The sequence below is a fragment of the Streptomyces sp. SudanB25_2051 genome (assembly GCF_964272635.1).
Lineage (GTDB): Bacteria > Actinomycetota > Actinomycetes > Streptomycetales > Streptomycetaceae > Streptomyces.
In genome coordinates, this window is record NZ_OZ186787.1 from 4,784,201 (window position 1) to 4,803,122 (window position 18,922).

Consider the following 18,922-nt stretch of genomic DNA (forward strand, 5'->3'; position numbering starts at 1 on the left):
GCGAACGGCTACTGCGTTGCGGCACAAGGGTGATTAGCCCGTTTCGTGTTTGATTTGCGGTATATATCTGCCTAACGTGCGAAAACGCTTGAACACTTTCGTTCCGGCAATGTCTCCGAAGGGGAAGACGTGAACAAGGCGCAGCTCGTAGAAGCGATTGCCGACAAGATGGGCGGCCGGCAGCAGGCCGCCGACGCCGTCGACGCGGTACTCGACGCGATCGTCCGTGCGGTGGTCGCCGGGGACCGGGTCTCGGTCACCGGCTTCGGCTCGTTCGAGAAGGTCGAGCGTCCGGCCCGCTACGCCCGCAACCCGCAGACCGGCGAGCGTGTCCGGGTCAAGAAGACCTCCGTTCCGCGCTTCCGCGCCGGCCAGGGCTTCAAGGACCTGGTCAGCGGCACCAAGAAGCTGCCCAAGGGCGGCGAGGTCGCCGTGAAGAAGGCCCCCAAGGGCAGCCTCACCGGCGCCCCGCCCACCATCGCCAAGGCCGCCACCAAGAAGGCCGCGGCGAAGAAGGCCGCCGCCAAGAAGGCCACGCCGGCGAAGAAGACGACGACTGCCGCCGCCGCCAAGAAGACCACGGCGAAGAAGACCACCTCCGCGGCCACGAAGAAGACGACGGCCGCCGCGAAGAAGACCGCGCCCGCGAAGAAGGCCACCCCGGCGACCGCCAAGAAGACCACGGCGAAGAAGACGACGGCGCCCGCGAAGAAGGCCACCGCCAAGAAGGCCCCCGCCAAGAAGACGACGGCACGCAAGACCACCGCGGCCAAGAAGACCGCCACGCCGAGGAACAAGTAAGCGGCACGACGGCGAGGAGACACTCACCGGCGACGGCGCGACCGCCCACCGGGCCGCCCCCACACGGCCACCCGCACGCGGCACTCACACGCGGGGCCGGGCTCCCTCCGGGGAGCCCGGCCCGCGGCGCGTCCAGGCCCCGGTGGCTTCGTGTCACCGTTCACCCTCGCGTCCGCCCCCGCGAACCGCCGGCACACGCACGTCCCGCGCGCCGCGTGACGGGGCCGGGCGTGCCGAGGGCCTCCCGCGCCAAGGCCGGGGTCGCCCGGGATCTCGCGCGACGACCGCAGGGGCGGCCCGGCGGAGATGCGCCCCGCGGCGCGCACACGCGACGCCCTCGCACCAGCGGCCCCACCGCGCCCGCCGCCCGGAACCCGTACGCCACAAGCCGGAGCCGTACGCGCGAGCCGGAACACCCGAGCCAGCCGTACGCGCGAGCCGGAACACGAACCCGGAGCCCCGGAGCCGTACGCCGCGACCTGGAACGCCCGGCCCGAAGCCCCGGCGCCGGACCCGCCCGTGGGCCGCAGCGCGAGCCGCGGCATCCGAGCCGGGGCCGTGCCACCCCGCCCGGCTCAGAACGTCTGCAGCGTCACCAGCGTGATCCGCAGGTCCCCGCCCTCGCCCTCGGTCTCGATGCGCACCCGCTGGCCCACGCGCAGCAGCCGCAGACCCCCCGCGTCGAACGCCTCCGCGCCGAACTCCACCGGCGTGCCGTCGTCGAGCAGCACACTGCCGCTGCGGGTCTCGGGGTCGTACGTGTACGCGGTCGCCTGCATGCCCCGCAGCCTATCCGCTGCCCGCGCGGAGGCCCCCGGCCCGGCACCGCTCGGCCGTGCGCGGCCCCACGCCCAGCTCCAGCGCCGCCCGCAGATCCGCCTCCGTGTCCACGTCCCGCCGTACGGACGCGACATCGCCGAGCAGAATTTCCGCCGCGCCCGACGACAAATGCGCGAGCCGCGACGCACCACCGAAAGCGGGCCGCAATTCAATTCCCGGAGCCGCCGACAGAAACGTCGTCCCGATATCGGCGGCATCCGCCAGAAAGGCCCGGGGGAAACGCCCCGCCACCGCCAGCACCCGCGCCAGCTCCGCCGCCCTGAGCGCCGGCAGGTCGGCGTTCAGCGCCGCCACCGCCGCTCCGGGCCGGCGCGCCCGCACGGTGCGCGCCCCGTACGCGAGCGCCGCGTTGAGCCCCGCCGCCGGCCGGTCCGGCACGACCCCGGCGCCCAGGGCGCCCAGCCGCCGCGCGGCCAGCGGGTCGTCCGTGACGACCACCACATCCCGTACCGCCGCGCAGGCCAGCGCCGCCGCCACCGTGTCCGCCGCGAAGGCCAGCGCCAGCCGGCGCCGCTCCACCGCGCCGACCGCCCCCGCGAGCCGGGTCTTCGCCAGCGCCAGGGGCTTCAGCGGAACCACCAGCGACCAGCGCGGCGCGTCCGGGCCGCCGGCGGCGCCGCCCGCGACCCGCTCTCCGTCCTTCTCCATCCGGGCCATTGTGGCGCGGGCGGGCCGTGACCCGGACGGCCGGTGCGGAAGGCGGGGCGTACGGTGTTCTCGACAGACCAGGGGCATGGGGCGACACTTGACCCCCGGCCAGACCAGTACCACAGCAAGTCCCACAGGAAGGTGTCCGCGTGTCCCGCCGCAGAATCGGCTTCTGGTACCGCCTGGCGGCGGTCATCGCAAAACCGCCGCTGGTGGTTCTGTTCAAGCGGGACTGGCGCGGAATGGAGCACATTCCTGCCGACGGCGGATTCATCACGGCCGTCAACCACAACTCGTATCTCGACCCGCTGTCCTACGCGCACTTCCAGTACAACACCGGACGCGTACCGCGCTTCCTGGCGAAGGCCGGGCTCTTCAAGGGCTCCTTCGTCGGCACCATGCTCCGCGGCACCGGGCAGATCCCCGTCTACCGCGAGACGACCAACGCCCTGGACGCCTTCCGCGCCGCCGTCGCCGCCATCGAACGGGGCGAGTGCGTCGCCTTCTACCCCGAGGGCACCCTCACCCGCGACCCCGCGATGTGGCCCATGGCCGGCAAGACCGGCGCCGCCCGCGTCGCGCTGCTCACCAAGGCGCCGGTCATCCCCGTCGCCCAATGGGGCGCCAACCTGGCGATGCCGCCGTACGCCAAGGAGAAGAAGCTGCGCCTCTTCCCCCGCAAGACGCTGACGGTCGTCGCGGGGCCGCCCGTGGACCTCTCGCGGTTCCACGACGTGGAGCCCACCAACGAGGTGCTGCGCGAGGCCACCGAGGAGATCATGCGGGCCATCACCGCGCTCCTGGAGGACATCCGGGGCGAGAAGGCCCCCGCCGAGCCGTACGACCACCGCAGGGCCCGGCTCGAACAGCGCCGCAAGGCCGCAGGGGAGGAAGCCAAGTGACACACCCCGTCAAGGCAGCCGTCTACGGAACCGGCTCATGGGGTACGGCCTTCGGGATGGTGCTGGCCGACGCCGGCTGCGACGTCACCCTCTGGGGCCGCCGCGCCGAGGTCGCCGACGCCATCAACACGACGCGCACCAACCCGGAGTACTTCCCCGGCGTCGAGCTGCCCGCGAACCTGCGCGCCACCACCGACCCGGCCGAGGCCGCCGAGGGCGCCGACTTCACCGTCCTCGCCATCCCCTCCCAGACGCTGCGCGGCAACCTCGCCGCCTGGGCGCCGAAGCTCGCCCCGGACACCGTCCTGGTCTCCCTGATGAAGGGCATCGAGCTGGGCACGTGCGAGCGGATGAGCGAGGTCGTCCAGGAGGTCGCGCAGGTCCCCGCCGAGCGGGTCGCCGTCGTCACCGGGCCCAACCTGGCCAAGGAGATCATGGCCCGCATGCCGGCCGCCGCCGTCGTCGCCTGCCGCGACGAGGCAGTCGCCCGGCGGCTCCAGGCCGCCTGCCACACCCCGTACTTCCGCCCCTACACCAACACCGACGTGGTCGGCTGCGAGCTGGGCGGCGCCGTCAAGAACGTCATCGGCCTGGCCGTGGGCATCGCGGACGGCATGGGCCTCGGCGACAACGCCAAGGGCTCCCTCATCACGCGCGGCCTCGCCGAGACCACCCGCCTCGGCCTCGCCATGGGCGCCGACCCGCTGACCTTCTCCGGCCTCGCCGGCCTCGGCGACCTGGTGGCCACCTGCTCCTCGTCGCTGTCCCGCAACCACACCTTCGGCTTCAACCTCGGCAAGGGCATGACGCTGGAGGAGACCATCGCGGTCACCCGGCAGACCGCCGAGGGCGTGAAGTCCTGCCGCTCCGTCCTGGACCTGGCCCGCAGGCACGGCGTCGACATGCCCATCACGGAAACCGTCGTGGGCATCGTCCACGAGGGAAAGCCGCCGATGGTGGCCCTCAAGGAGCTGATGTCGCGGAGCGCCAAGCCCGAGCGGCGCTGACGCACCCGGGGCGAGCGGGTACGCTCATCGCGATATGAGCAGCGAGAACCTCCCCACCAGCCCCGGGCGTAAGCCGCGCGTGGCCGTCGTCTTCGGCGGACGCAGCTCCGAGCACGCCATCTCCGTCGTCACGGCCGGCGCCGTCCTGCGCGCCATCGACCGGACGAAGTACGACGTGCTGCCCATCGGCATCACCACCGACGGCCGCTGGGCGCTGACCGCCGACGCCCCGGAGCGGATGGCCATCTCCGAACGCACGCTGCCCAGCGTCGACGACCTCGCGGAGTCCGCCGAGGGCAGCGTGGTGCTGTCCGCCGACCCCACCACGCGGGAGATCGTCTACACGGAGCCCAGCTCCGTGCCGAAGGCGCTCGGCGAGGTCGACGTCGTCTTCCCCGTCCTCCACGGCCCGTACGGCGAGGACGGCACCCTCCAGGGCCTCCTGGAGCTCGCCGGCGTCCCGTACGTCGGCGCCGGAGTCCTCGCCTCCGCGGTCGGCCAGGACAAGGAGTACATGAAGCGGGTCTTCACCTCCTTCGGCCTGCCCGTGGGCCCGTACGAGGTCGTCCGCCCCCGCGAGTGGGACCGCGACCCGGTCGCCGCCCGCCGCAAGGTCACCGACTTCGCCGCCGAGCACGGCTGGCCGCTGTTCGTGAAGCCGGCCCGCGCCGGCTCCTCCATCGGCATCACCAAGGTGGACGACGAGTCCGGGCTCGACGCGGCCATCGCCGAGGCGCGCCGCCACGACCCGAAGATCCTCGTCGAGTCGCTGCTCACGGGCCGCGAGATCGAGTGCGGCGTCCTGGAGTTCGAGGACGGGCCGCGCGCCAGCGCCCCCGCGTGGATCCCGCCCGTCAGCGACCACGACTTCTACGACTTCGAGGCCAAGTACATCGACGCGGCGGCCGGTGTCGTGCCCGCCCCGATCACCCCGGAGCAGACCGCCGAGGTGCAGCGGCTGGCGATCGAGGCGTTCGAGGCGGCCTCCTGCGAGGGCCTCGTGCGCGCGGACTTCTTCCTCACCGACGAGGGCGAGTTCGTCATCAACGAGATCAACACCCTGCCGGGGTTCACGCCGATCTCGATGTACCCGCGCATGTGGGAGGCGTCCGGGGTCGACTACCCGGAGCTGATCGACCGCCTCATCCAGGCCGCCCTGCGCCGCCCGACCGGGCTGCGCTAGCCGGGGGCCGGTAGAGCGGCACACGCGTACGGCGGGGCCGCGGGTGGCCGACGCCCCCGGGGCCCCGCCGCCGCGGGTCCGCCCCGCCGCGCCTCAGACGCTGGGCGGGACGGTCCTGCTCACCGGGCCGGCGAAGTCCACCAGCGGCCCGGTGTCGTGCGCGAACCGCTCGTCGAGCGACAGCTCGACATACGCCTTGCGGTACGTGGTGGTGAAGCGCGGACCGGTGCCCTCCCGCTGCTCCAGCAGCCAGTTGACGCCGTCCGCCTCGATCGCCTGCGCCTGCGGATCGCTCATCCGGTCGGGCCGGGGAACCCCGCAGCGCAGTACGATCGCCCCGTCCCCCCATGCGGCGGTCAGTTCGGAACGCGGCTGTGTCGCGTCCCGGGCCAGCCCCGCGACCTTGTCCGGCAACTCCCGGTGCAGGGCCCGGCAGTACGCGGCCGCCTCGGCGGCCGGGCTGGGCGCCGGGACGGGCGTCTCCGGGTCCGTCAGGGCGCACCCCGGGGCCGCCGCCAGCAGCAGGGCCCCGGCGACGGCGCCGACCGCGGCGGGCAGGCGGGGAAACCGGTGGGTGGACTTCACCGGCTCAGCGTAGACGGGGGCTACAGGTGGACGACCGGGCAGGTCAGGGTGCGGGTGATGCCTTCCACCTGCTGGACCTTGGCGACGACCATGCGGCCGAGTTCGTCGACCGTGTCCGCCTGGGCGCGCACGATCACGTCGTACGGACCCGTCACGTCCTCGGCCTGGATCACGCCGGGGATCTTCGCGATGGTGTCGGCGACGAGCGACGCCTTCCCCACCTCGGTCTGAATCAGGATGTACGCCTGTACCACGAAACCTCCAGGGCGGCCGCGGGGATCATCCTGGGCTCGTTCCGACCCAGGGAAGAAAGGGACGCCACGGTATCGCGTCGCCACGTGCGGCGGGGAGACCACGGGGCCGGGGGTGACCGGAGCGTGGCGTACGAGAGACAGAAGTTGACGGCTTCGTCCGTCTCATTGACCGTACCTACAGCAGTGACGGCTCGCGACCGCAACCGCACCAGGACCAGTCGGTCGTACGGTGAGCCCATGACGACATGGAGAGGTGAACCTCGGTGAAGGGCACTGTCGGCGAGCTCGGGGAGTTCGGGCTCATCAGGGAGCTCACCTCCCGGCTCACCACCACACCGGCGGTACGGATCGGCCCGGGGGACGACGCCGCCGTCGTGGCCGCGCCGGACCGCCGGGTCGTCGCCAGCACGGACATCCTGCTGGAGGGCCGCCACTTCCGCCGCGACTGGTCCACCGCGTACGACGTGGGCCGCAAGGCCGCCGCGCAGAACCTCGCGGACATCGCCGCCATGGGCGCCGTGCCCACCGCGCTCCTCCTCGGCCTGGTCGTCCCCGCCGAACTCCCCGCCACCTGGCCGACCGAGCTGATGGACGGGCTGCGCGACGAGTGCCAGGTCGCGGGAGCCGCCGTGGTCGGCGGGGACGTCGTACGGGGCGACACGATCACGGTGTCCATCACCGCCCTGGGCGACCTGCGCAACCACGAGCCCGTCACCCGCGGCGGCGCCCAGCCCGGCGACGTCGTCGCCTACACCGGCTGGCTCGGCTGGTCCGCCGCCGGGTACGCCGTGCTGTCCCGCGGCTTCCGCTCCCCGCGCGCGTTCGTCGAGGCGCACCGCAGGCCCGAGCCCCCGTACCACGCGGGCCCCGCCGCCGCGAACCTCGGCGCGACCGCCATGTGCGACGTCAGCGACGGCCTCATCGCGGACCTCCGGCACATCGCCGAGGCCAGCAAGGTCCGCATCGACCTGCGGTCCGGCGCCATCGACATCCCCACGCAGATGAACGACATCGGGCAGGCCGTCGGCGTGGACCCGCTGCAGTGGGTGCTCACCGGGGGAGAGGACCACGCGATCGTGGCGACGTTCCCGCCCGACGTGAAGCTGCCCGCCCGGTGGAAGGTCATCGGCGAGGTCCTCCACCCGTCCGCGCTGCCCCAGGTCACCGTCGACGGCGCCCCCTGGCACACGGCCGGCGGCTGGGACCACTTCGGCGGACCGTACGGGGAGGCCGAATGAGCGCGCCCGCCCGCCAGGCCCCGCCGCGCGTGCTCACCGTCGCCGGTTCCGACTCGGGCGGCGGCGCCGGCATCCAGGCGGACCTGAAGACCATGCTCGCCCTGGGCGTCCACGGCATGAGCGTCCTCACGGCCGTCACCGCGCAGAACTCGCTGGGCGTCCAGGGGGCCTGGGAGCTGCCCGAAGAGGCCGTGCGCGCGCAGTACCGCAGCGTCGTCGGGGACATCGGCGTCCAGGCCGTGAAGACCGGGATGCTCAGCTCGGCCACGTTGGTGGAGACCGTCGCCGAACTGCTCGCGGCGACGGACGCGCCGGTCGTCGTGGACCCGGTCGGCGTCTCCAAGCACGGCGACCCGCTGCTCGCCGCGTCGGCGCTGGACTCGGTCCGCAAGCGGCTGCTGCCCGTGGCGACCGTCGCGACGCCGAACCTGGACGAGGTGGCGCAGCTCACGGACGTACGGGTGGAGCGCGAGGAGGACATGCGGCGTGCGGCCGACGCGGTCCTGGCGTTCGGGCCGCGCTGGGCGCTGATCAAGGGCGGTCATCTGTCCGGCGAGGCGGTCGACCTGCTGACCGACGGCCGCGAGGAGCACTGGTACCGGGCGCCGCGCCTGGACAACCGGCACACCCACGGCACCGGCTGCACGCTGGCCTCCGCGGTCGCCGCGGGCCTGGCGCGCGGCCTCGCGGTGCCCGACGCGGTGGCGCGGGCCAAGGAGTACGTGACGGGGGCCATCGCCGCCGGATTCGCGCTGGGCGGCGGCATCGGCCCGGTCGACCACGGCTGGGAGTGGCGGGGCTGAGACCGCCCGGCCCGGTGCGGCGCTTCCACGGCGCCGCGGACAGGGGGCGCGATCCCGGAGCGGACGCGCCCCTTTCCCGTACCCGCCCCGCCCGCGCGGCCCCACAGGGCTCCGGGTACGGCGAAAAGCCGGCCCACCCGAGGGTGGACCGGCTTCCAAGGCAACCGCAGAGGCTGCGCTACGACGAAACGTCGACTTTAGCGCGAGACCTTGCCGGCCTTGATGCACGAGGTGCAGACGTTGAGCCGCTTCGGCGTCCGACCGACCACGGCACGCACGCGCTGGATGTTCGGGTTCCAGCGACGGGACGTACGGCGGTGCGAGTGCGAAATGTTGTTGCCGAAGCCCGGCCCCTTGCCGCAGACGTCGCAGTTGGCAGCCACGGGTCACTCCAAAGACTTCAGATGCACTTACAGTGAAATCCGGCGAGCCGGAATCAGATCGGTGACATACAGGTCGGTGACTGAAGTGGCGTTGCCGGGGAACGGCCCGACTTTCATCGGGCAACCGGAGCAGCATACAACGGCCACTTCGGTAGAACGAAACTACCACGGACCGCCGGGCCCCCGCCCCGGCCCTCCCCGCCTCCCTCGGTCTACCCTGCGGTGCAGCCCATACGAGGAGGATCACCAGGTGCCGGAGAAGTCGGGACGCGACCTCGACCCCGCAGCGGTCCGAGCCTGGTGCTCACTGGCGCTGGACGCGCTGGGCCGGGAGCGCGAGGAGATCGACGCGATCAACGTGTACCCGGTCGCCGACGGGGACACCGGCACCAACCTGTACCTCACCGTGGAGGCCGCCCGGCAGGCCGTGGAGGCCCTGTTCGCCGCCCACGACGAGGACGGCACCGCCCCGGCCCGCGCCGACACCGTGCGGGCCCTGGCGCACGGCGCGCTGATCGGCGCCCGCGGCAACTCCGGCACCATCCTGGCGCAGCTGCTGCGCGGCATGGCCGAGGTGCTGGCCCGCGGCTGTGACGGACACCACCTGGCCGAGGCGCTGCGGACCGCGTCCGCCGCCGCCCGGCGGGCCGTCGCCCACCCCGTCGAGGGCACCATCCTCAGCGTCGCCGCCGCCGCCGCGCGGGCCGCCGCCGACGCGGGCCCCGCCCTCCAGACGGTCGCCAGGGCCGCGTACGACGGCGCCCGCGCCGCGCTGGAGGACACCCCCGGGCAACTGGACGTGCTGGCCCGCGCCGGGGTCGTCGACGCGGGCGGGCGCGGTCTCGTCACCGTGCTCGGCGCGCTCGTGGAGGCGCTGTCCGGCCAGGCCCCGCTGCCCATGCCCCGCGCCCGGCGCGCCGCGCCCGCGGCCGGGCCCGCCGGCGACGACCCCGCCCGGCCGTGCGGGGAGGGCGGGCCCGCGTACGAGGTGATCTACCTGCTGGAGGCCGGTGACGAGGCCGTCGCGGTGCTGCGCGACCGCCTCGACCGGCTCGGGGACTCCCTGGTGGTGGTCGGCGGCGACGGCCTGTGGAACGTCCACGTGCACGTGGACGACGCGGGCGCCGCCGTGGAGGCCGGCGTGGAGGCGGGACGCCCGTACCGCATCCGCGTCACCCACTTCGCCGCTGACGCGGCGAGGACATCCGCCGCGCGCTCCGGCACGGAGGACCGCGACGGGCCCGCCGAACGGGCCCAGCGGGCGGTCGTCGCCGTCGTACCGGGCGAGGGGCTCGCCGCGCTGTGCGCCGAGGCGGGCGCCACCACCGTCCTCGCCCGGCCCGGCCGCCCGCCCGCCAGCGGCGAACTGCTCGACGCGATCCGCCGCGCCCACGCGCGCGAAGTGGTCCTCCTGCCCAACTCCACCGACCTGCGCCACCCCGCGGCGGCGGCCGCCGAACAGGCACGCGCCGAAGGCGTGCGCGTCGCCCTCATCCCCACCCGTGCCGCCGTCCAGGGCATCGCCGCGCTCGCCGTCCACGAACCGGGCCGCCGCTTCGACGAGGACGTCGTCGCCATGACCGCCGCCGCCGGAGCCACCCGCTACGGCGAACTCGCCGTCGCCGAGCACCAGTCGTTCACCTCCGCCGGGGTCTGCCAGGCCGGCGACGTCCTCGGCCTCATCGACGGCGACGTCGCCGTGATCGGCCACGACCTCGCCGGCACCGCCCGCGACGTCCTCGACCGCATGCTCTCCGGGGGCGGCGAGCTGGTCACCCTGGTCCTCGCCGCCGACGCCCCCCAGGGCCTCGCCGAAGACCTGGAGCGCCACGTGCGGGAGCGGTACCTCGCCGTCGACACCTGCGTCCACCACGGCGGCCGGCAGCGGGCACCGCTCCTCATCGGGGTCGAGTGACCCGGCCCCGGCGGCGGCCGGGGCCCGCCCGGTTGCCGCCCGCTGTCAGTGGCGTGGTGTGGAATGGGCATGCGACCAGGACGGGGTACGGAAGGAGGAGGCCGCCGTGCTGAGCGAACCCCTGAAGAAGGTCCTCGGACCGGCCACCGCCAAGGTGATGGCCGAGACCCTCGACCTGCACACCGTCGGCGACCTCCTGCACCACTACCCGCGCAGGTACGCCGAGCGAGGCGAGCTCACCACCCTGGCCGACCTCCCCCTGGACGAGCACGTCACGGTCGTCGCGCAGGTCGCGGACGCCCGCCTCCACACGTACAACGGCTCGCGCGGGCGCGGCCAGCGGCTGGAGGTGACCATCACCGACGGCAGCGGCCGGCTCCAACTGGTCTTCTTCGGCAAGGGCGTCCACAAGCCCCACAAGGACCTCCTGCCGGGCACCCGCGCGATGTTCGCCGGCAAGGTCTCCCTCTTCAACCGCAAGCTCCAGCTCGCCCACCCCGCCTACGAACTCCTGCGCGGCGACGGCGACACGGCGGTCGACAGCTGGGCGAACGCCCTCATCCCGATCTACCCGGCCACCACCAAGCTGGAGTCCTGGAAGATCGCCAAAGCCGTCGACGCGGTCCTCCCGCGCGCCCAGGACGCCGTCGACCCGCTGCCCCCCGCCCTGCGCGAGGGCCGCGGCCTGACCGACCTGCCCGACGCCCTCCACAAGATCCACCGCCCGCGCACCAAGGCCGACATCGCCGACGCCCGCGAACGCCTCAAGTGGGACGAGGCGTTCGTCCTCCAGGTCGCCCTCGCCCGCCGCCGCCACGCCGACAGCCAGCTGCCCGCCGTACCCCGCAAGCCCGTCCCCGGCGGCATCCTCGACGCCTTCGACGCCCGCCTGCCGTTCACCCTCACCGACGGCCAGCGCGCCGTCTCCGGGGAGATCTTCGACGACCTCGCCACCGACCACCCCATGCACCGCCTCCTCCAGGGCGAGGTCGGCAGCGGCAAGACGATGGTCGCCCTGCGCGCCATGCTCGCCGTGGTCGACGCCGGGGGACAGGCCGCGATGCTCGCCCCCACCGAGGTCCTCGCCCAGCAGCACCACCGGTCCATCACCGAGATGATGGGCGACCTCGCGCAGGGCGGGATGCTGGGCGGCGCCGAACACGCCACCAAGGTCGTCCTGCTCACCGGGTCCATGGGCGCGGCCGCCCGCCGCCAGGCCCTGCTCGACCTGGTCACCGGCGAGGCGGGGATCGTCGTCGGCACCCACGCCCTGATCGAGGACAAGGTCCAGTTCCACGACCTGGGGCTCGTCGTCGTGGACGAGCAGCACCGCTTCGGCGTCGAGCAGCGCGACGCCCTGCGCGGCAAGGGCAAGCAACCGCCCCACCTGCTCGTCATGACCGCGACCCCCATCCCGCGCACGGTCGCCATGACCGTCTTCGGCGATCTGGAGACCTCCGTCCTCGACCAGCTGCCCGCCGGCCGCTCGCCCATCGCCACCCACGTCGTGCCGTCCCGCGACAAGCCGCACTTCCTCGCCCGCGCCTGGGAGCGCGTCCGCGAGGAGGTCGGGAACGGCCACCAGGCGTACGTCGTGTGCCCGCGCATCGGGGACGACGAGGACGAGACCGGCGCGGGCGGCAAGTCCGCGAAGAAGGCCCGCAGCGCCGACGAGGCCGCCGACGACGCGGGAGCCGACGCGGCGGAGAAGCGGCCGCCGCTCGCCGTCACCGAGGTCGCCGAGCAGCTCGCCAAGGGCCCCCTCGCCGGCCTGCGCGTGGAGATCCTGCACGGCAGGATGCACCCCGACGACAAGGACGCCGTCATGCGCCGCTTCGCCGCCGGCGAGACGGACGTACTCGTAGCGACCACCGTCATCGAGGTCGGCGTCAACGTCCCCAACGCCACGGCCATGGTCATCATGGACGCCGACCGCTTCGGCGTCTCCCAGCTCCACCAGCTGCGCGGCCGCGTCGGCCGGGGCTCCGCCCCCGGGCTCTGCCTCCTCGTCACCGACATGCCCGAGGCGACCCCCGCCCGGCAGCGCCTGGCCGCCGTCGCCGCCACCCTCGACGGCTTCGAGCTCTCCCGCATCGACCTCGAACAGCGCCGCGAGGGCGACGTCCTGGGGCAGGCCCAGTCCGGCGTCCGCTCCTCCCTGCGGATGCTCACCGTCATCGAGGACGAGGAGGTCATCGCCGCCGCCCGCGCCGAGGCCACCGCCGTCGTCGCCGCCGACCCCGACCTGGAGCGCCACCCCGAGCTGCGCACCGCCCTGGACGCGCTGCTGGACGCCGAGCGCGAGCGGTACCTGGAGAAGGGCTGACCGGCCCCCGCGCGGCCCGCCGGGCGGAGGGCCCGGGCGCTTTGGGCCCCACCAGCCCATATCGTGGAGTCGAGGCAAGCCCGCGAACGACCGACAAGGACTGACATGACCCGCGTGATCGCCGGAGCGGCCGGCGGACGCCGCCTGGCCGTACCGCCGGGCAACGGCACCCGGCCCACCTCCGACCGGGCGCGCGAGGGCCTGTTCTCCACCTGGCAGTCGCTCCTGGGCACCCTCGACGGCATCCGCGTCGCCGATCTGTACGCCGGGTCCGGGGCGGTCGGCCTGGAGGCCCTCTCGCGGGGCGCCGCCCACGCCCTGCTGGTCGAGGCCGACGCCCGCGCCGCCCGCACGGTCCGCGAGAACGTCCGCGCGCTGGGCCTGCCGGGCGCCGAGGTCCGCACCGGCCGCGCCGAGCAGGTCGTCGCCGGCCCGCCGCCGGCCGAGCCGTACGACGCGGTCTTCCTCGACCCGCCGTACGCCGTCTCCGACGACGATCTTCGCGAGATACTCCTCACACTCCGCCTCCAGGGCTGGCTCGCGGCCGACGCCCTCGTCACCGTGGAGCGCAGCACCAGAGGCGGCGCATTCGGCTGGCCGGAGGGGTTCGAGCCCCTGCGGGCCCGTCGCTACGGCGAGGGAACGTTTTGGTACGGTCGCGCCGCCTCTACGTGCGAAGACGCACCATGACCGGACCGGAGAGCGAGGGACTTCAGTTGCGCCGAGCAGTCTGTCCGGGGTCGTTCGACCCCATCACCAACGGACATCTCGACATCATCGCCCGCGCCTCCAAGCTGTACGACGTGGTGCACGTGGCCGTGATGATCAACCAGTCGAAGAAGGGCCTGTTCACGGTCGAGGAGCGGATGGACCTGATCCGCCAGGTCACCGCCGAGTACGACAACGTCGTCGTCGAGTCGCACCACGGCCTCCTCGTGGACTTCTGCAAGGAGCGCGACATCCCGGCCATCGTGAAGGGCCTGCGCGCCGTCAGCGACTTCGACTACGAACTCCAGATGGCCCAGATGAACAACGGCCTCACCGGCGTCGAGACCCTCTTCGTGCCGACCAACCCCACCTACAGCTTCCTCTCCTCCTCGCTTGTCAAGGAGGTCGCGGCCTGGGGCGGCGACGTCTCCCACCTGCTGCCGCCCGCCGTGCACGAGGCACTGGTCGCCCGCCTGCGCGAGAAGTGACCGCCTGACGGACCGCCGCCCGGCCCCCGGGCGGGCCGGACCGGGGCCGGGGGAGCGGTGTCGGACGGGGCCTGACTGGCCGTAGAGTCGTCCCGTCCGTCTTCCCATCCGGCTGTAGAGAGTGGCGAGCACACGGTGGACGTGCAGAAGAAACTCGACGACATCGTCGAGGCGGTCGGGAACGCCCGGTCCATGCCCATGTCGGCCTCCTGCGTGGTGAACCGCGCCGAACTGCTCGCGATGCTCGAAGAGGTCCGCCAGGCCCTCCCCGATTCCCTCGCCCAGGCCCGGGAGCTCATCGGCGGCCGCGAGCAGATGGTCGAGGAGGCCCGCCGCGAGGCCGAGCGGATCATCGCCGCCGCCCACGCCGAGCGCGGCTCCCTGATCTCCGACAGCCAGATCGCCCGCCAGTCCCAGGAGGAGGCCGACCGCATCCTCGCGGAGGCCCGCCGGGAGGCCGAGGAGATCCGCGCCGAGGCCGACGACTACGTCGACTCCAAGCTCGCGAACTTCGAGGTCGTCCTCACCAAGACCATCGGCTCCGTCGACCGGGGCCGCGAGAAGCTCCTCGGCCGGGGCCCCGGCCTGGACGAGCAGGGGTACGCCGACGAGGACGCCCCCGAGTACAGCGCCGACCCGCAGACCCTGATCCAGCGCGCCGACGCGTACGTGGACGCCAAGCTGAGCGCCTTCGAGGCGGTGCTCGCCAAGACCCTGGAGGCCGTCGGCCGCGGCCGCCAGAAGCTCCACGGGCGGACCGCCACGGACGACCTCGGCGAGCACATGGCCGCCCAGGACGCCGCGGGCCCCCGCCAGCTCCACACCAGCGACGCCGACTACCTGGCGGGCCTCGCCGAGCTGGCCGACCCCGAGCCGCAACCGCCGGCGCGGCCCGCGGCCCCGGCCGCCGCGCACCAGCAGCCCCACCAGCACCAGATGCCCCCGCAGGCGCCGCCGCCGCCCGCCCACCAGCCGGACCCGTACGGCTACCCGGCCGCCCAGCCGCAGGACCCTTACGCCTACCAGCAGGACCCCTACGCGTACCACCAGCAGGGCTACGACCAGGGCGGCTACGCCCAGGGCTACGGCGCCCCGCAGGACCCGTACGGCTACCAGCAGCCCCACGAGCAGCCCGCCGCGCAGCAGCCCCAGCTGCCGCACCAGCAGTCGGCGGCGCTGGACGAGACCAGCTTCTTCGACACCAGCATGATCGACCTGGATCAGCTGCGCCGGTACGAGCAGGGCCACGGCCAGGGCCACTGACCCGGGATTCCGCCCGCCCGCGCGGGTCGCCCGGCGCGCCGCGGGAGGGCTGGCCGTCCACCCCCGCGCCGTCCACGCCCCGCGGGGTGGCCGTCCCCGCGCCGTCCGTTCCCGCGGCGGCCGACCCGATTGGGCCCTGGGCGAAGCGTCCAGTATCCTGGCTGTTCGGTCGCGAGTACGTCCGCGATCCTGGCTGCCCGCTTGGCCCCATGGCACGGCCGGTGCGGCCCCCTCCACGATTCCGAAAGCAGGAAGAGCCCTGAGTACGCGCCTCGACCACCGCAACCCCCTCGTGTTCGACACGCACGAGCTGGGGCGGCGTCCCGGTGCGCTCCAGCGGCTCACCCGCGAGGTGGCGGCCCCCGCCGACCTCGGCATCGACGGAGTCATCGGCGTACCGGAGGGCTCGCCCGTCGAGCTTGAACTCCGCCTCGAGTCGGTCATGGAAGGGGTGCTCGTCACAGGCACCGCCCGTGCGTCGGCCGAGGGGGAGTGCGTAAGGTGTCTGGAGCCGCTGCGCCGAGAGGTCGTGGCGGACTTCCAGGAGATGTTCTCGTACCCCGACACCGACGACCGGGGCCGCCACGCGGCATCCGGCGACGATGCCGAGGACGACGAGGACATCATCCCCCTCGAGGACGGCATGTTCGACCTCGAGCCCGTGCTGCGTGACGCGGTGGTGCTCGCACTGCCGATGCAGCCGGTGTGCCGGGAGGACTGTGCGGGACTGTGCCCCGAATGCGGGGTCAACCTGAACGACGACCCGGACCACCACCATGAAGCCGTCGACATCCGTTGGGCGGCACTGCAGGGACTCGCCGGTTCACTCGGGACCGACGAGAAGGACGACATGAGCGGCGCCGAACCGGGCGTCGACGAGAAGCAGGAGAAGTAGCCGTGGCTGTTCCGAAGCGGAAGATGTCGCGCAGCAACACGCGCCACCGCCGGTCGCAGTGGAAGGCTGCGGTCCCCACCCTGGTTTCGTGCGAGCGTTGCCAGGAGCCGAAGCAGCAGCACATCGCGTGCCCCAGCTGCGGCACGTACAACAAGCGCCAGGTCCTCGCGGTCTGAGCGGCTAGGTGAGAGGCACCGTGTCTAGCCACACAACGGCGGATGACGCCAGGAAGCCGGCGGACAACACGGCCTCGTCCCACACGCTTCTGGAAGGGCGGCTCGGCTACCAGGTCGAGTCCGCCCTTCTGGTGCGTGCGCTGACCCACCGCTCGTACGCGTACGAGAACGGCGGCCTGCCCACCAACGAGCGGCTGGAGTTCCTCGGGGACTCCGTGCTCGGCCTGGTGGTCACGGACACGCTGTACCGCACCCACCCGGACCTGCCCGAAGGCCAGCTGGCCAAGTTGCGGGCCGCGGTGGTCAACTCGCGTGCGCTGGCGGAGGTCGGCCGCGGCCTCGACCTGGGCTCCTTCATCCGGCTGGGCCGGGGCGAAGAGGGCACGGGCGGCCGGGACAAGGCGTCCATCCTCGCCGACACCCTCGAAGCGGTGATCGGCGCGGTCTATCTCGACCAGGGTCTCGAAGCGGCGTCGGAGCTGGTCCACCGGCTCTTCGACCCGCTGATCGAGAAGTCCTCGAACCTCGGTGCGGGCCTGGACTGGAAGACCAGTCTCCAGGAGCTCACCGCGGCCGAGGGTCTCGGTGTGCCGGAGTACCTCGTCACGGAGACGGGTCCGGACCACGAGAAGACCTTCACTGCTGCTGCCCGCGTCGGTGGTGTCTCGTACGGCACCGGCACCGGCCGCAGCAAGAAGGAAGCGGAGCAGCAGGCGGCGGAGTCCGCCTGGCGGGCCATCCGCGCGGCCGCTGACGAACGCGAGGCGGCGGCACGGGAGGCCGCCGCCACCGGGGCGTCCTCCGAAGCCGTCGCAGCCGAGGTCACCGCGGCCTCGTCCGCCGCGGCCGCGGACACGCCGTCCGCGGCGGACCCGGCGACGACGGGCTCCGCGACGGCGGAATCGGCCACGGCTTGACGCCGGCCGCCGCCGGCACCGCCATGTCCTGATCACCGCCGGGGCCGGGCGCACCGCCCCCGGTCCCCGAACCGCCGCACCTCCGGTGGCCGCCGACGGCCGCCACCGGGGGTGCGTCCGCGTTCCCGCCCCAGCCTTCCCTTCCCGCGAGGAGTGCCGTGCCCGAGCTGCCCGAGGTCGAAGTCGTCCGGCGGGGTCTCGAACGCTGGGTGAGCGGCCGTACCGTCGCCGCCGTCGAGGTGCTGCACCCGCGCGCCGTGCGGCGGCACATCGGCGGCGGCCCGGACTTCGCGGCACGGCTCACCGGGCACCGGATCGGCGCGGCCCGGCGGCGCGGCAAGTACCTGTGGCTGCCGCTGGAGGACACGGACGCCTCCGTACTCGGCCACCTCGGCATGAGCGGCCAGCTCCTCGTCCAGCCCGAGGACGCCCCCGACGAGAAGCACCTGCGCATCCGCGTCCGCTTCGCCGACGCCCTCGGCACCGAACTGCGCTTCGTCGACCAGCGGACCTTCGGCGGGCTCTCCCTGCACGACAACACCCCGGACGGCCTGCCGGACGTCATCGCGCACATCGCCCGCGACCCGCTGGACCCGGCGTTCGACGACGCGGCGTTCCACACGGCCCTGCGGCTGCGGCGCACCACCATCAAGCGCGCCCTGCTCGACCAGAGCCTGATCAGCGGCGTCGGCAACATCTACGCGGACGAGGCGCTGTGGCGCTCCCGCCTCCACTACGACCGCCCCACCGCCCTGTTCACCCGCCCCCGCTCGTACGAACTGCTGGGGCACGTCCGGGACGTGATGAACGCGGCGCTCGCGGTCGGCGGCACCAGCTTCGACAGCCTGTACGTCAACGTGAACGGCGAGTCCGGCTACTTCGACCGGTCCCTGGACGCGTACGGGCGCGAGGGCGAGCCCTGCCGCCGCTGCGGCACCCCGATACGCCGCCGCCCCTGGATGAACCGCTCCAGCTACTTCTGCCCCCGCTGCCAGCGCCCCCCGCGTCCCACCGCCAGACCCCGCGCCTGACCCGCGGCCACACGCGTGCCCGCGCGGGCACGGCACCGGCGGGGGCCGGGACTCCGGCCCGCGCGTGCGGATGCCAGGATGGCCCGCATGCCCCTGCCCGCACCCGAGGACCTGACGTCGACGGTCCTGCGCACCGACTTCGGCGACGACGCGGCCTGGGCCGCGGTGAGAGCGGCGATCGACGCCGCGGACGGCTCCCCGCACGCCACGTACGTCAGCGACCCCCGCTTCGCGGGCGCGGGCGTCGGGGCGCTGATCGACGAGGAGGCCGCCGCCGGGGAGGACGACAAGCTCACCTACGTGTTCCTGGCGGACGCGGCGACGATGACCGACCCCTCACATCCGCTCCTGGCCGTCGACCTCTACGACGAGCCCGGACGGACGTTCCGCGTCCCGGCCCGGTGGTACCCCGAGGTCTCGGCCAACCTGACCATCGCGAATCTGGACTTCGCCGACTTCGCGGACGCGTCCGACGGCTCGGGGACGTTTTGCGGCTGGGGAGACGACTGAATCCCACCGGTGACGGCGCTCAAGGCCGCCGGGGAGGCGCCGTGAGCCG

General features: G+C 73.6%; 21 protein-coding genes. 16 read left to right on the forward strand and 5 right to left on the reverse strand.

Annotation, left to right across the window (positions count from 1 at the left end; genetic code table 11):
* The first annotated feature begins 129 nt into the window (after window positions 1-129).
* Window positions 130-801 carry an HU family DNA-binding protein gene (locus ACSUPT_RS21600; protein ID WP_351966367.1) on the forward strand — a complete coding sequence of 224 codons (672 nt, stop codon included), beginning with the start codon at window positions 130-132 and terminating at the stop codon, window positions 799-801.
* Window positions 802-1,376: 575 nt separating this feature from the next.
* On the opposite strand, the gene ACSUPT_RS21605 is transcribed toward ACSUPT_RS21600, so the two are convergent.
* Both ACSUPT_RS21605 and cofC read right to left on the reverse strand, forming a co-directional pair.
* Window positions 1,377-1,580, reverse strand: coding sequence for a hypothetical protein (locus ACSUPT_RS21605; RefSeq protein ID WP_351966366.1), 204 nt, complete (start codon window positions 1,578-1,580; stop codon window positions 1,377-1,379).
* A 10-nt stretch (window positions 1,581-1,590) separates the two neighbouring features.
* Window positions 1,591-2,289: a 2-phospho-L-lactate guanylyltransferase gene (gene cofC, locus ACSUPT_RS21610; protein WP_399219691.1), complete on the reverse strand. Its 699-nt coding sequence runs from the start codon at window positions 2,287-2,289 to the stop codon at window positions 1,591-1,593.
* A 149-nt stretch (window positions 2,290-2,438) separates the two neighbouring features.
* On the opposite strand from cofC, the gene ACSUPT_RS21615 reads away from it, so the two are divergent.
* The 3 genes from ACSUPT_RS21615 to ACSUPT_RS21625 are packed head-to-tail and all read left to right on the forward strand — an operon-like array spanning window position 2,439 to window position 5,381.
* Window positions 2,439-3,191: a lysophospholipid acyltransferase family protein gene (locus ACSUPT_RS21615; protein ID WP_351966364.1), complete on the forward strand. Its 753-nt coding sequence runs from the start codon at window positions 2,439-2,441 to the stop codon at window positions 3,189-3,191.
* Window positions 3,188-4,198 (forward strand): NAD(P)H-dependent glycerol-3-phosphate dehydrogenase, encoded by a 1,011-nt coding sequence (locus tag ACSUPT_RS21620; RefSeq protein ID WP_351966363.1) that lies wholly within the window; start codon window positions 3,188-3,190, stop codon window positions 4,196-4,198. The genes ACSUPT_RS21615 and ACSUPT_RS21620 overlap by 4 nt, the downstream gene beginning before the upstream one ends.
* A 34-nt stretch (window positions 4,199-4,232) precedes the next feature.
* Window positions 4,233-5,381, forward strand: a complete 1,149-nt coding sequence (locus ACSUPT_RS21625; protein WP_351966362.1) for a D-alanine--D-alanine ligase family protein — start codon at window positions 4,233-4,235, stop codon at window positions 5,379-5,381.
* A gap of 93 nt (window positions 5,382-5,474) precedes the next feature.
* Here ACSUPT_RS21625 and ACSUPT_RS21630 read toward each other — a convergent pair whose 3' ends face one another.
* Both ACSUPT_RS21630 and ACSUPT_RS21635 read right to left on the reverse strand, forming a co-directional pair.
* Entirely contained in the window at window positions 5,475-5,966 is a 492-nt protein-coding gene (locus ACSUPT_RS21630) for a DUF3515 domain-containing protein (protein WP_351966361.1), read from the reverse strand.
* A gap of 20 nt (window positions 5,967-5,986) precedes the next feature.
* Window positions 5,987-6,220: an Lrp/AsnC family transcriptional regulator gene (locus ACSUPT_RS21635; RefSeq protein WP_023586356.1), complete on the reverse strand. Its 234-nt coding sequence runs from the start codon at window positions 6,218-6,220 to the stop codon at window positions 5,987-5,989.
* A 263-nt stretch (window positions 6,221-6,483) separates the two neighbouring features.
* Here ACSUPT_RS21635 and ACSUPT_RS21640 point away from each other — a divergent pair, with 263 nt between their 5' ends.
* Together ACSUPT_RS21640 and thiD are read left to right on the forward strand one after the other, a co-directional pair.
* A complete protein-coding gene (locus ACSUPT_RS21640; protein WP_436945315.1) occupies window positions 6,484-7,458 on the forward strand; it encodes a thiamine-phosphate kinase in 975 nt (324 codons plus the stop codon).
* Window positions 7,455-8,261: a bifunctional hydroxymethylpyrimidine kinase/phosphomethylpyrimidine kinase gene (gene thiD / locus ACSUPT_RS21645; protein ID WP_436945317.1), complete on the forward strand. Its 807-nt coding sequence runs from the start codon at window positions 7,455-7,457 to the stop codon at window positions 8,259-8,261. Before ACSUPT_RS21640 ends, thiD begins: the two co-directional genes overlap by 4 nt.
* A 197-nt stretch (window positions 8,262-8,458) precedes the next feature.
* Here the strand turns inward: thiD and rpmB are convergent, their stop codons facing one another.
* Window positions 8,459-8,644 carry a 50S ribosomal protein L28 gene (gene rpmB / locus ACSUPT_RS21650; protein WP_003957616.1) on the reverse strand — a complete coding sequence of 62 codons (186 nt, stop codon included), beginning with the start codon at window positions 8,642-8,644 and terminating at the stop codon, window positions 8,459-8,461.
* A gap of 250 nt (window positions 8,645-8,894) precedes the next feature.
* Here rpmB and ACSUPT_RS21655 point away from each other — a divergent pair, with 250 nt between their 5' ends.
* The 10 genes from ACSUPT_RS21655 (at window position 8,895) to ACSUPT_RS21700 (ending at window position 18,873) form a co-directional block, all read left to right on the forward strand.
* Complete coding sequence (locus tag ACSUPT_RS21655) at window positions 8,895-10,559, forward strand: DAK2 domain-containing protein (RefSeq protein ID WP_351966358.1); 1,665 nt, start codon at window positions 8,895-8,897, stop codon at window positions 10,557-10,559.
* Window positions 10,560-10,716: 157 nt separating this feature from the next.
* Window positions 10,717-12,885, forward strand: coding sequence for an ATP-dependent DNA helicase RecG (gene recG, locus ACSUPT_RS21660; protein ID WP_436946248.1), 2,169 nt, complete (start codon window positions 10,717-10,719; stop codon window positions 12,883-12,885).
* 105 nt (window positions 12,886-12,990) lie between these two features.
* Complete coding sequence (rsmD, locus tag ACSUPT_RS21665; RefSeq protein ID WP_351966356.1) at window positions 12,991-13,575, forward strand: 16S rRNA (guanine(966)-N(2))-methyltransferase RsmD; 585 nt, start codon at window positions 12,991-12,993, stop codon at window positions 13,573-13,575.
* 26 nt (window positions 13,576-13,601) lie between these two features.
* Window positions 13,602-14,081 (forward strand): pantetheine-phosphate adenylyltransferase, encoded by a 480-nt coding sequence (gene coaD, locus ACSUPT_RS21670; RefSeq protein WP_351966383.1) that lies wholly within the window; start codon window positions 13,602-13,604, stop codon window positions 14,079-14,081.
* A gap of 135 nt (window positions 14,082-14,216) precedes the next feature.
* Window positions 14,217-15,344, forward strand: a complete 1,128-nt coding sequence (locus ACSUPT_RS21675; RefSeq protein ID WP_436945320.1) for a cell division initiation protein — start codon at window positions 14,217-14,219, stop codon at window positions 15,342-15,344.
* Between the two features lie 292 nt (window positions 15,345-15,636).
* Complete coding sequence (locus tag ACSUPT_RS21680; RefSeq protein ID WP_351966354.1) at window positions 15,637-16,239, forward strand: YceD family protein; 603 nt, start codon at window positions 15,637-15,639, stop codon at window positions 16,237-16,239.
* A 2-nt stretch (window positions 16,240-16,241) separates the two neighbouring features.
* Entirely contained in the window at window positions 16,242-16,415 is a 174-nt protein-coding gene (rpmF, locus tag ACSUPT_RS21685; RefSeq protein ID WP_003957604.1) for a 50S ribosomal protein L32, read from the forward strand.
* 8 nt (window positions 16,416-16,423) lie between these two features.
* Window positions 16,424-17,332: a ribonuclease III gene (gene rnc, locus ACSUPT_RS21690; RefSeq protein ID WP_436945323.1), complete on the forward strand. Its 909-nt coding sequence runs from the start codon at window positions 16,424-16,426 to the stop codon at window positions 17,330-17,332.
* A gap of 158 nt (window positions 17,333-17,490) precedes the next feature.
* The gene (mutM, locus tag ACSUPT_RS21695) at window positions 17,491-18,363 is read left to right on the forward strand and encodes a bifunctional DNA-formamidopyrimidine glycosylase/DNA-(apurinic or apyrimidinic site) lyase (RefSeq protein WP_436945324.1); all 873 of its coding nucleotides are present in this window, start codon (window positions 17,491-17,493) and stop codon (window positions 18,361-18,363) included.
* A gap of 87 nt (window positions 18,364-18,450) precedes the next feature.
* Window positions 18,451-18,873, forward strand: coding sequence for a DUF6924 domain-containing protein (locus tag ACSUPT_RS21700; protein WP_436945325.1), 423 nt, complete (start codon window positions 18,451-18,453; stop codon window positions 18,871-18,873).
* The last annotated feature ends 49 nt before the right edge of the window (window positions 18,874-18,922 follow it).